The organism is Waterburya sp. (assembly GCF_058530065.1).
Genome location: NZ_JBZNBU010000187.1, coordinates 1 through 11984, shown reverse-complemented (window position 1 = coordinate 11984; position 11984 = coordinate 1). Strand labels below are relative to the sequence as shown.

Here is an 11984-nt window from a genome sequence, read left to right as displayed (position 1 = left end):
GAATCTTTCGTTGATGGTTTGGGAGTAGCGGTACATCTTTCTTATCGAAAGACTCCCTATTTTCGTCAGTACGAAGAAATCATCAAGCCTCGACTACAAGAGTTGGGTGTCAGACATATTCGAGACGGTGTAAGACCTGATGACGCGATCGTGCATCAAAGACTGCTCGATTTAGCGAAGCTGGGAATTAAATCTACTTTAGTCATCGATCCTAGAGATAAATATACTCCTGCCATAGCTCAAAATACAATCAAGTCCCTAATCCAGGCAGTAGAAGCGATAGAAGGACCAAATGAACTAGGAGGATATTATAGTTTTGAATATATACGTGATTTTCAGGCTAGGCTGTATGCAGCCATGAAAGCCGAGCCGATTACGGCTCGTATCCCTGTCTTAAATCCCGCACTATCCAGCCCGACTAAAAATGCTCATAAGTTAGGTAGGGTTGATTGCGACATGGGCAACATTCACTACTATCCTGGATATCCTAGTGGCAGATGGGCAACACCAGCCCATAGAATCGATCGCAAGCTGATGGAAGCGAGAATTGCCTGTGGGGATAAGCCCGTGGTCATAACCGAATCTGGCTATGATAATGCCATCAATCAAGAAGGTCGCAAAGCAGTCACCGAAGCAGTTGCGGCTAAGTATTTACTCAGATTAGCTTTAGAATCTTATAATCGAGGAGTCAAGCGCGTCTTTAATTACGAATTTATCGACGATCGCCCTAACCCCGCCAGGGACGAGCATGAAGTAAATTTTGGCTTGCTCCGTAATGATGGTTCGCCCAAGCCTGCCTTTATTGCTTTTCAAAACTCGATCGCTCTTTTGAAAAATAGCGAAACAAATACGTCTCGATCGTTTTCCCCTGGTTCTTTAGACTACGGTTTATCGGGAGATACGAGTAATGTTCATCAAATCTTATTCCAGAAAAACGATGGAGTCTTTTATCTGTTTCTCTGGCAAGAAGTACCTAGTTTCGACCACGAAACTATGAGCGAAATAATAGTTCCCGACCGTCCAGTTACCCTAACCCTCAAAACTCCAATTCAACAGGCAAGTACCTATCAGCCTGTCGAATCTGCTGCGGCGATCGCTCGTTACAACAATCCTAAAAGATTGAGACTGCAAATTTCCGATCGCCCATTAATATTAGAATTAGTCCCCGATGTTACTTGAGTTGAATATTATCAATAGCTACAAGATCTTTACTATGATTGGTTTGATTGGTAACTATCTCTAACAGTAAAAATTGATAGCCGTCTTGGAGATCCACATCCCATTGAAACTCGCGCCAGTCAAAGCTAGAACCGCCAACAGTTTGTTCGACTAATTTTTCACTCTTCATCGGCAACGCACCTGCTTGATAAGGACCATAATCGGTATAAGGGTTAGGATTGTTGTAAAATTCGCCATCAATGCCCCAGAGATTGATAGTAATTTCGTTGAGTTGAAAAGCTCTTAGATCCCCTTCTATATTCTTAAGATCTAAGCTTAAAGTTTGGCTACCGCGTCGCCTATTTTGGTCGAAAACAACCTGACCCAGTACCGATCTTTTTTCTGAACCTGAGAGAGTAACCGCACCACCGTTACCCAGACTGGAATTGTGCTTGACTCCCGTTGAAGCAAACCAGCCTCGATCGGCAAATTTACTATTACTATTCCAGTGAGATGTAAATGGCTGACTACTGCTAAAATTGCCGTTTATCCAGGCATTTTGATAATTTTTCTGCTTGACGTTGATGGTCTTGGTCAAAATTCGAGATGCACCCCCCTCGTCCCAAACTTGCAGGCTAACATCATAAGAACCAGCCCTAGCAAAATGATGACTTACCTGACGACCAAAGCGATCGATTTGACCGTCATGATCAAAATCCCAGCCATAACTAACAATTCCTTGACTGGCTTTTGTTCTCAAAGAAGAATCGCGATCGAAGGAAGCACTAGCATCAAAGTCTACTGCCAAACCGCCAATTGTTTCAGTATTAAATCGCGGTCTGGGTGCAAGATTATCGCTGTCAGTCTGGAAAACATTGCGATCGCCAATTTGGAAAAAGGCAGGAAAGTCTTCTTGAGCTTGCTTGGATGAGGAAGTCGCTACAAAATTATTTTGATTGTTGGCAAAGTAACTATCTTTAATCCCCGAACCGACAAAATCTTTATCCGCATCATAGGGTGTTTTGACCCCATTGACCCAATTTTCTACATGAATATTTTGGTAGTGCAGATTGGTCGAGCGATCGTTACTGGTAATTCCCGTACTGTTGCCCCGTTGTGGTTTACCCAAAATCAGACCGTCTTGTAAGTCAATGTTGCTGCTGTAAGCCAAATTAATGCCGTTACCGACAATATTCCAAACTTGAAAATCATCAATTACAGAACGAAAATTGTGACTGGGTCTTTGATTACCGTTAGTATCTACAAAGAAATCTAGTTGACCGTCTTGGTTGTCCATTCGACCCCAAGAAAGTATACCTACCGTAGCATTGTAGCTTTCAAAACCCGATAATTTCCGCAGAGGTACTACCGACACATCAATTTGGGTTTCGTCTTGAGTACCTTTGGCAATATCTTGCCATTGTTCGGGCAAGGTTGCCACTGAGATTGTTTGCGCCTCCCGAAATTGCTCGCTTCCACCATCAAAACCGAATAGGGTGATGCCCGCCGAAGCCGCACTAATGGCAATATTATTTTCCATTTCTACTTGGGCAGCACCTTGAACCCAATAACCTTCACCATTAAAACCAAAGTCGAATAAATATTCTCTAGGACCGTTAAAACCCAAACCTGGATCGTCATCTCCTGTAGTTTTGATCGTAATATTGTTACGCCAAGCTCCAATTTCGTTGCCTGCCTCGGCTGCGATGCCCGAACCAACAACATCAAACACTACATTATCTTCCAAGACGACATGACCATCATGGTGAACTAAACCCCAACCAGGACTATCAACGATCGCATTGCCTTTAGCTATGGCAGCCAAGCCATTTAAGTCTTCAGTGCTGCCATTACGATGAAAATGCAAAGAATAGCGACCTCTAGGATTAGTACCATTACCTTTTGAGCCATCAACATTTTTGACTGGATCGTCAATTAGCTGATTTTTGTCTGTTCTGCCTAAATGATAAAATCCAGCATTTTGGACGACGACATCAGGATTGTGCATCAGCATCACATGACCCCGTTGTTGAGTCGGCACGCGATCGCCATTTTCTGTGGCAAAGCTGACATTGCGAGTGGTGTTAGCCACATAAAGATTTAATCGATCTGCAAAGCCATCGGGACGTTTGTGATCGAACCGTAGTATCGTATTATCTCCAGAATCAATGTTGTTATTGGTAAAGCGCACGCGATCGCCTTCGATAGCGGTAATAGTTAATTCTTCATCATGAAATCGAGCATTATCTTCATCGCTAGCTTGATGGCTGTAAGAAGTTCCACCTAAAACTAACTGGTCGCCAACCCTCCAACCCAAAGCAGAAGCCCGACCTGAAGGTAAATCTAAGATTAGTTCGTTATCGCCCTGTAAAGCATCTTGTTTGAGAGGCACAAAATCAACTTTGTCAGCCCCATAAATTTTGACTTGACCGCTACTAATTAAACCCCGACTCAATTGCTTAGAATCCCAGGTAGTGTCAATCGCATCTTCGCTAGTAAAGATAATCTCAGCCGTTTTATCGGCTCTAATTGGATTATTTTCCTTGCCAATCCACAGTCTGCCTTGAGGCGAAACCACCAAGGTATCGAGGGACATTTTGGTATTTCTTTGAGAAGCAAATTGTAGAGTTCCGTCAACTCGGACTGTATCGAGCCGCTCGTTGCTTTGGCTGCCGTACCAAACATAATGCTCTTGGGGAATCCAGACATCGGCATCATCACCAGGCACTTGACCATTGTGCCAAATATTAGGATCGAACCAAGCACCATTTTTGATTGCCACATGAGTTGCTCGATCGTGAGGGACTAAATCGAGCAAAGCTGAATGTTCCGAATTATTATGTTCCGAATGACTATGTCCTGCAGCTAGCACTCCAGAAAAATTGGCGATCGCTTCTGAGGTAAAAGCAGATGTTGATTCGATCGCACCAGTAGTTGTTTCCCATTCCCAATCACCTCCCAAAACATTACTTCCTGTTAGATCGTTGGAAGCAGCAATATCGGCTGTAGTCAGATCTGCTAAAGCAGCGATTAAATTATGACCATCATCATTGACTGTCACATTGCAACCATAAACAACAATATCGGCGGTCGGAGTTAAAGCTTCTGACCAATCTTGTAATTGATTTTGATATAAATCTAAAGTATTTAAGCTTAATTCTGTATTGCCTAAGCCTATTTTTCCAGGCTGTCCGTGGGATACTAAATGAATACTAGATATCTGCGTTTGTTCGCTTAATATTTGACTAATTTGTTCGATTCCATCGCGACTTGAATCGAGAAGAATTACTTCTGTATTAGGAGTAGTTCCTAAAAGTAGGGGGTCGTAATTTTCAACGTCAGAATTTATAAAAACCAGGTTCTTGCTATTTTGAGCTATATCTAATGCAGAATTTGTCTGAGGATTCAAAACCATAATTTATATTTTAAAATCGATAATTAAAGAGAAAAATGCTATATCTATATCTCAGCTATAATCTGAGCTATCGCAGCTTTTTATTATTATCAATAAGCTTATCTGTCTTTTGGGCGTATGCCTTCAGAAAAGCTAACTAAATATAAAATTTGTGTTTGGAAAAAAAATGCTTTGGTTATTCCGAGCTTGTAGAAATATTTAATTATTAATGACTAAAGAAATACCAAAATACGCTCGATAAAAATAAGAAATTTTTTTTATAGTCGTTTGTATTTAAGAAAATTTCTCTAAATTTTAAAAATGCTTTACTGTAAATTTAAATTGCCAAAATAATAGTTAAATTATTCAGTTAGTATGGTATAAAAAAATAGCGAATAATTACTGATATATCGAAACCGTTGTCAATCTCATAAATCGACCGACCTCCATTTAAAAGGAGGCTGGCAAACTCAGTACCACACAAACTTTGGTTCTTTTTTTAGAACTAGCTCTTTAGCCCAAAAGTGAAATTGCCGTGAAGACATTACAAATTGGCTTAGAATGGTTTCCCGATCGCGGAGGAGGGCTAGATCGCTATTTTTATGATTGCAGCCATCAATTGCCTCTTGCCAAAGTAGAAGTGACGGGGCTAGTTTCGGGGTCTACTGACCTCAGTCAAACTACTCAGGGCAAAATACATGGTTTTGCACCGCCCGACTCTTCATTGCCCAAACGTCTAATAGCAGTCCGCAAAGAATTGCAGCAAATTTTAAATCGAGAAAAATTCGATCTGATAGTTGCTCACTTTAGCCTTTATACTTTTCCTGTTTTAGATCTAATTCAAAAATACCCGTTAGTCTTCCATTTTCACGGACCTTGGGCCTTGGAAAGCGATGCCGAAACGCCGAAAACTGTGGCGATCTGGGGCAAAAAACTCATCGAAAAAGCCGTCTACAAACGAGCGTGTAAATTTATTGTTCTCTCGCAAACCTTCCGAGATGTTTTACATCAGGAGTACCAAGTTCCCAAATCTAAAATTACGGTTGTTCCTGGTGGCGTAGATATCGACCGCTTTAAAATCAAGATCTCTCAAACAGAGGCTCGTTCTCAGTTGTCTTGGCATCAATCTCGACCGACTATTTTCTGTATCCGTCGGCTAGCCAAACGAATGGGACTAGAAAATCTAGTTTTGGCAATGAAACAGGTGCGCGATCGCTATCCCGACATTCTGCTTTATATTGCGGGTAAAGGTGTATTAAAAAATACATTGCAAAAGCAAATAGAAGAACTAGAATTAACCAAAAATGTCCAGTTATTAGGATATGTTAGCGATGAACAATTACCGTTATATTATCGTGCTGCCAATTTCTCCGTCGTTCCTACCGTTGCCTTAGAAGGTTTTGGTTTAATTGTCATTGAATCATTAGCTGCAGGGACTCCCGTATTGGGAACTCCCGTTGGTGGAATTCCTGAAATTTTACAACCTTTCAATCCAGATTTAGTTTTTGAGGGATACGATCCCAAGCAACTTGCTCGGGGAATTCTTGAAGCCCTATCGGGCGATCGCTTATTACCAGATAGCCAAGCTTGCTTGGAGTACGTTCGACAAAATTATGCTTGGCAGGGGATCTCTCAAAAGATCGAACTCGTTTATCAAAGTGCGATCGCTAGCAGGTTGAGTTAAATTCTCTCTATTGAAAAGTAACTTACTGATTTCTTCACAATTTTCTCACAAAATAAATTTAACCTCCAAATGAAGTATCTACTATTAACTAAAAATCATCGTGCTATTAAAAAATATCTGCTATCAGTTGCCTTTTTGGCTAATACTTTAAGTTAAATTCAAAAATTCAGTCGCCAATTAATTAGAGAAATAGCTAATCTGTACTATTTAGTAACATAAAATACAAAAAAATTTTAGCTTGAGGTAATTCGATAATTATCTTAGGTTGATGTTAGCTTTCACATTTGAAACAGATATCTAATATCTTGACTCTAGTTAACTAAAAATATTTAGCCAATCTATATTCCTTGTTGACTACATAATGACAAATACAGTTAATTTTGAGACTGTCTTATTTTTCATAGATAAATCTCTCGAGCCTACATATCTCAATCCAACCCAAGAAATAGTACTACGAGAAGTTTGGAATGGCAAAACATATGCAGAAATGGCAGATCGGCACAATTACGATCCAGAATATATTAAAAGTGTAGGCTGTAGTTTATGGAAAACTCTTTCTCAGGTTTTTGACAAACAAATCAACAAGAGTAACTTTGTTCCTTTCATGAGGCAAACAATAGCTAAAGAAAATTCCCAAAATAGCATTATACCAAGTGATAGTTTGCCTTCAAGCTTATCTAAGGAAGTAAAAAACAGACAGATATACCATTGGACAACTGCTCCAAACACTAAGCATTTTTTAGGTAGAAAAGAAGAAATTAAAACCCTAGACATATGGGGTCAAGAATCCGACTGTAATTGTATTATAGTTTCTGGCATGGTAGGCAGTGGAAAAACCACTTTGGTAACTGAATTTGCTCGGAAGGTTGAAACTAAATTTGATTATGTTATCTGGTTCTCTTTGCAGCCAATTCCCTCTTTGAGTACGCTAATTGATAGCTATCTTAAAATAGTCAATCCCGAAGTTGATAATAATGATTTGGAGTTGAGCTTTCTACTCTCTGAATTTATTAGCTGTTTGAGAAACAACAAAATACTATTAGTTTTAGATGATTTGGAAGGTATATTTGAAGATACCAAAGGAAGTAAGTACAAACAAAAATTCTCGGAATACAGCCAGTTTTTAGAATTCATCATTGCTGCGGAACATCAAAGCTTATTGATAGCCACCAGCCGCATCAAACCTAAAATACTGGAATACTACAGTCAGAATCAGGTTAAATTTCTAAATTTACAAGGCTTGAAGGATGAAACCAGTAAAAAAGTGTTTAAATCAGAACGAAAAAAGTTTCTCAACGAGCAAAATCTAACTTTTATTTTTAGAACTTTGCAAAATAATCCTCAGTTACTCAAAATTGTCGATCGTCATCTGTATCTAGAGAATTTTCAGACCGACAATATCGCTCATACGGCTGAAGAAATCAGTTTTCTCGAACCAATTATCAATCTACTAGAATTAGAATTGTCTTGCTTATCACTTTTAGAAAAAGAAATTGTATATTGGTTAGCTATTTCAGATTCATTGATAACCTTAAACCAATTGAGCAACTATATCAAACAATCTCAACCCACACTAGAAATTTCTAACAGCATTAATTATTTAATCGAGCGATCTTTAATCGTAGAAAATAATTCTAATTATGCTTTAATTCCGATTATGAAAATATATTTGCGTAGAAAGCTAGTCAAACAGGCTTGTCATAATTAAAGACTAAATCAATAAGCTGTTAAGATTGATAGCAATAAAAATGCCTAAGATTCTTTTTGTCGATCATACTGCTGCCATGGGAGGTGCTGAATTAAGTTTATTAGATTTAGCAAATGCCTATTCTGCAACTAGTAAAGTTCTCTTATTTGAAAATGGACCTTTGTTCGAGCGTCTGAGAAGATTAGGGGTAAAAGTAGACGCGCTCGAAACCTCTGATAAGATACTCAAACTCCGTGCTTCTGAGGGACTAAACTCTTTAGCGATAATACCTGAACTTTGGCAGATGGCAGGTCAGATTAGCAAACAAGCCCAAGGATTCGATCTAATTTTAGCTAATTCTCAGAAAGCATTTGTGGTTGCCGCTTTGGCAACCTTAAGAGGTAGTCCCCCAGTTTGGTGGTACTTACACGACATTATTACTGCCAAACAATTCAGCAGAGTCAATCGGTTAGTTGCAGTATTCCTAGCCAATAATTTGGCGACTAAAGTGTTAGTCAACTCCCAAGCTACGGGAAAGGCTTTTGTCATAGCTGGGGGAAAAGAAGCTTTATTACAGGTACTATACAATGGCTTTGATTCCCAAAGGTTCGACCGTGTCGCCGAACAGGATGTTAAAAAAATTCGTTCTCAATTGAATATCGATCGCTCATATCTAATTGGCTTGTTTAGTCGTCTTTCTTATTGGAAAGGACAACATATTCTCTTGGAAGCAGTCGCAAATTTGCCTCAAGTACAAGTCATTCTGGTTGGAGAAGCCTTATTTGGAGAAGATGAATATGTCTCTAAACTTAGAGAGTTAGCTGCCACACCAAAATTAGTAGAGCGAGTTCATTGGTTGGGCTTTCGTGATGATATACCCGTGCTGATGAAAGCTTGCGATATCATAGTTCATACTTCTACCGAACCCGAACCTTTTGGTCGCGTGATTGTCGAAGGACAATTGGCGCAAAAACCAGTGATAGCATCTGCTGCTGGAGGGGCTTTAGAACTGATAAGAGACGGCGCGAACGGTTATTTATTCCCTCCAGGGGAAGCAATGGCTTTAAAAAAACGGATCGAACAAATAGTTAGCGATCGCACACAAGCTAGTACAATTGCCAAACAAGGTTATATTGACGCTAAAGTCAATTTTGCTCTAGAAAACATCGTGGAAACTTTTGCCCAAAGTATTAGATCTATCTGAAAATAGGAAAAAGCTTATTGTCCCGTCTTTAATATTTGCGATTATAACTGTAGGAGAAAAAGTTGAATAGCTCTCTGGGAAAATTTACTAGTTCGTAGTTTTTAGTTTTTAGTTCTTAGTTCTTAGTTTTTAAAGTTTAATTATGTGGTCTACCCATGTGAAAAGCGCAGTAAGAAAAATTTTCACAAAGATTGTTTTTCCAACCTTCACAACATCTTCAAACTTTTGACTTAATTTCAAATTGAATCAGAAATAGAAACGCTACACAACTACAACTATAGGAGAAAAGGTTAGTCATGGTGCGATTGCCCGTTCGAGAAACAACCAAAACCTATGCAACTCTGGATGGTAATGAAGCTGTCGCCCGCGTAGTCTATCCCCTCAATGAAGTCATCGCCATTTATCCCATAACTCCTTCTTCGCCAATGGGTGAGTGGGCAGATAACTGGTCATCTCACGCTCGCAAGAACCTCTGGGGTACAGTACCAACAATAGTAGAAATGCAGAGTGAAGGCGGTGTGGCAGGGGCGGTTCACGGTGCGTTGCAGACTGGTTCGTTAACCACAACTTTTACAGCATCTCAGGGACTGTTGTTAATGATTCCCAATATGTATAAGATTGCTGGGGAACTTACACCCACAGTATTTCACGTAGCAGCCCGTTCCGTTGCAGCCCAGGCTTTATCTATTTTCGGCGATCATAGCGACGTGATGGCAACTCGCGCTACTGGTTTTGCCCTGCTGGGTTCGGCTTCGGTGCAAGAAGCGCAAGATATGGCTTTAATTGCTACTGCTGCAACTTTGCGATCGCGCATTCCTTTCTTACATTTCTTTGATGGTTTTCGGACTTCCCACGAGATTCAAAAGATTGAATTGCTGGATGAGTCGGTAATGCGATCGCTAATTGATGAAGATGATATCATTGCTCACCGCCAACGAGCTTTAACCCCAGATCGTCCAGTTATTAGAGGTACGGCACAAAATCCCGATATTTTCTTTCAAGCTAGGGAAACGGTTAACCCTTACTATCAAGCCTGTCCCGAAATTACGCAACAGGTAATGGATGAGTTTGCTAAAGTTACAGGAAGACAATATAAGTTGTTTGAATATTACGGCGATCTGCAAGCAGAACGAGTAATTGTCTTGATGGGTTCGGGATGCGAAACCGCACGGGAAACGGTGGATTATCTCAATCAAAGAGATGAAAAAGTAGGTGTGGTAAAAGTAAGGCTATATCGTCCTTTTGATACTCAAAGATTTATCGAAGCATTACCTAAAACCGTCAAAAGTATTGCCGTACTCGATCGCACCAAAGAACCAGGCAGTGCGGGAGAACCATTGTATCTCGATGTAGTTAATGCCTTAATGGAAACCCGTAATGGTGCATCTCTACCCAAAATTGTTGGTGGCAGATACGGACTCTCTTCTAAAGAATTTACCCCAGCTATGGTTAAGGGAGTATTCGATAATCTTAATCTCGATCCCCCTCTAATCCCCCTTAATAAGGGGGAAGCCAAGCTAAAAAATCATTTTACTATTGGCATTAACGATGACTTGACTCACTCCAGCCTAGAATACGATCGCGATTTTTCTACCGAACCAGAGGATATCGTGCGGGCAATCTTTTATGGTTTGGGTTCGGATGGTACTGTCGGGGCAAACAAAAATACGATCAAAATTATTGGCGAGTCTACCGACAACTATGCCCAGGGTTACTTCGTTTACGACTCCAAAAAATCGGGTTCGGTTACGGTTTCCCACTTGCGCTTTGGTTCGCAGCCGATTCATTCCACCTATCTAGTAAATAAAGCTAGTTTTGTCGGTTGTCACCAATGGAACTTTTTGGAAAAACTACCCGTTCTCGATGGTATAGAAACAGGAGGAACTTTTCTAATCAATAGTCCCTACAGTCAAGAAGAAGTTTGGCAGCAGTTGCCCCAGCAAATTCAGCAGCAGATTATCGATAAGCAATTAAAATTTTACGCTATCAACGCCTACAAAGTTGCTCGCGAAGCGGGAATGAAGAATAGAATTAATACGGTAATGCAAGTATGTTTCTTTGCCTTATCGGGAGTATTGCCCGAAGCAGAAGCGATCGCAGCTATTAAAGAATCGATTCGCAAAACCTATGGTAAAAAAGGCGAGGCGATCGTTGAGATGAACCTCAAAGCGGTAGATGCCACCTTGGATAATTTATTTGAGGTTGAGGATCGATCCCCCCTTACCCCCCTTTGTAAGGGGGGAATAACAGCCGATAGAATACCTGAATTCCTGAAAAAAGCGATCGCTCGTAAGGGTGACACCATACCCGTCAGTGCCTTACCCTGCGATGGTACTTATCCTACTGGTACTTCTAAATTAGAAAAACGCAATATCGCCCAAGAAATACCCGTTTGGGATAGCGATGTCTGCGTTCAGTGTGGCAAATGCGTCATGGTATGTCCTCATGCCGTAATTCGCTCAAAAGTTTACGAACCGCAACAGCTAGAAAATGCTCCAGCTAGTTTCAAATCTACTGACGCTAGGCAACACGACTGGAAAGATTTAAAATTCACTATTCAAGTAGCAGCAGAAGACTGTACGGGTTGCGGTATTTGTGTTGATGTTTGCCCTGCCAAAAACAAATCCCAACCGCGCTTGAAAGCGATTAATATGCAGCCACAGCTACCCTTAAGGGAACAAGAACGGGAAAACTGGGATTTCTTCTTAGATCTTCCCAACCCAGATCGCACTAAGCTAAATCTGCACAAAATTAATCAACAGCAAATGCAAGAACCCCTGTTTGAATTCTCTGGGGCTTGTGCGGGATGTGGCGAGACTCCCTATCTCAAACTGATGAGTCAGCTATTTGGCGATCG

The 11984-nt window shown here is 40.4% G+C and carries 6 protein-coding genes; 5 read left to right on the top strand and 1 reads right to left on the bottom strand.

Going from position 1 to position 11984, the window contains the following annotated elements:
• Nucleotides 1–1179: hypothetical protein (locus AC33VI_RS11920; RefSeq protein WP_491782484.1), on the top strand; the 1179-nt coding region annotated here is incomplete at its 5' end.
• Here AC33VI_RS11920 and AC33VI_RS11915 read toward each other — a convergent pair.
• On the bottom strand, nt 1172–4573 hold the full coding sequence (locus tag AC33VI_RS11915; protein WP_491782483.1) for a DUF4347 domain-containing protein: 3402 nt from the start codon (nt 4571–4573) through the stop codon (nt 1172–1174). The two genes, AC33VI_RS11920 and AC33VI_RS11915, sit on opposite strands and share 8 nt — an antisense overlap.
• Nucleotides 4574–5087: 514 nt before the next feature.
• Between AC33VI_RS11915 and AC33VI_RS11910 the strand changes: the two genes are divergently transcribed.
• From AC33VI_RS11910 to nifJ, 4 genes are all read left to right on the top strand, one after another.
• Nucleotides 5088–6236: a glycosyltransferase family 4 protein gene (locus tag AC33VI_RS11910; RefSeq protein ID WP_491782482.1), complete on the top strand. Its 1149-nt coding sequence runs from the start codon at nt 5088–5090 to the stop codon at nt 6234–6236.
• A 361-nt stretch (nt 6237–6597) separates the two neighbouring features.
• Nucleotides 6598–7944, top strand: coding sequence for a helix-turn-helix domain-containing protein (locus AC33VI_RS11905; RefSeq protein WP_491782481.1), 1347 nt, complete (start codon nt 6598–6600; stop codon nt 7942–7944).
• A gap of 40 nt (nt 7945–7984) precedes the next feature.
• On the top strand, nt 7985–9127 hold the full coding sequence (locus AC33VI_RS11900; RefSeq protein ID WP_491782480.1) for a glycosyltransferase: 1143 nt from the start codon (nt 7985–7987) through the stop codon (nt 9125–9127).
• Nucleotides 9128–9423: 296 nt separating this feature from the next.
• Nucleotides 9424–11984 (top strand): pyruvate:ferredoxin (flavodoxin) oxidoreductase (gene nifJ / locus AC33VI_RS11895; RefSeq protein ID WP_491782479.1); only part of this gene is annotated, 2561 nt, incomplete at its 3' end.